The sequence below is a fragment of the Streptococcus fryi genome, from assembly GCF_053206505.1.
Window position 1 is genome coordinate 1 of record NZ_JBRUGW010000077.1, and the last position, 1269, is coordinate 1269.

Consider the following 1269-nt stretch of genomic DNA (forward strand, 5'->3'; position numbering starts at 1 on the left):
ACCGCTTGGGCAAGACTATCGATGGCACTAAAAATCTTCGGAGAAGAGGCATGAAAAGCTCGGAGTTTGTCTAACTTCTCTTGTAGTTTTCGCTTAAGTTCTTGCTGGATATCAATTTGGCGGTCTAAGCTATTGAGCAGTGAGTTATTGGGCCGGTCACTGGCATACTCCAAATTCCAGAGCTTACGGTAACGAATAATAGTTTGCTCTGCCTTGGCAATCAAGTCAACCAGTTGATCTTCGTGAAGACTTGTACTGTCAACCTCAGCCATATAGCGATGCAGTATTTTTACTTACAGCCATCCCTTAGCTTTCAAAAATTTATCGGGTATACGTAACTCTATTTCTTGTTTAATTTCTTCTAAATATTCTTCTAATCCACCACTAGAATATGTCTTTTTTTCTTTAGATAATCTAATTGGTTGACTCCCTGTATCTATAGAAATACCTATTATATCTCTCTCATAATTAAATATCAAAATAAAATAATTATACGCACAAAATTTTATTTTAAATGCTCTATGAGCAGGGACTTCAACAATATCATATACACTAATTCCATCAATTCTGTTTGAAAACACTCCTCGAAGCGTTTCGGATATAGCTCGAGCTAATAAAACTGTATCACTTAATTGCATACCAATAATCTCCAATCTTATATAATTCTTTATAATCATATTTATCTTGTAAATAATCCCATTCCCAATTTAGAGCACTATCTGAATAATCTAAGGGATTATGTGAAAATCGTATTTCTTTTTGACCTAGCACTGCATCATCAAGAGCTGGTTTGTTAAACAACTCAAACATTTGCTTACCTTGATCATCTAAATTGTACTTTTTTGTTAAGGTGTTCCAATCATCGCCTAAATCAAAATAGGTAGTTTCGCCTGCTTGGACAATGTAAGAATCCGGTCCAGGGGTAGTCCAATCTTGTGTGCCATCCTCCAAAATAGTTGGGCTATATTTCCCTAAAGTTAAAGTATCTGATTCTTTATTATGAATACTTTTTTTACGATACATCTCATATTCTTTTAAGGGAATTTTTCCCTCTACCTTGCCCTTTATTATTTTTAAATGTCCAATTTCTCCATTTTTCCAATTTTGATACCAAGTAACTACTTTAGGCCCAGCCAACAAAAAAATCACCCCTAAGATATTACTGCTCAGCTTAACTGGTGTATATAACTTAGCAGTTGTTATTTCAGCTTCCGTTGCTGGTTTGCCAGTAAGGGGATTTATCCCAGTCTCATTGATATGAGCATTCAA

At 35.1% G+C, this 1269-nt stretch carries 1 protein-coding gene and 2 pseudogenes; all 3 read right to left on the bottom strand.

The window, feature by feature from the left end:
- Positions 1 to 272, bottom strand: a pseudogene (locus tag ACVRZH_RS10125) (hypothetical protein); the annotation flags it as partial.
- A gap of 21 nt (positions 273 to 293) precedes the next feature.
- Positions 294 to 638 carry a hypothetical protein gene (locus tag ACVRZH_RS10130; protein WP_447455144.1) on the bottom strand — a complete coding sequence of 115 codons (345 nt, stop codon included), beginning with the start codon at positions 636 to 638 and terminating at the stop codon, positions 294 to 296.
- Positions 625 to 1269 (bottom strand): annotated as a pseudogene (locus ACVRZH_RS10135) (hypothetical protein); the annotation flags it as partial. The gene ACVRZH_RS10130 and the pseudogene ACVRZH_RS10135, both read right to left, overlap by 14 nt.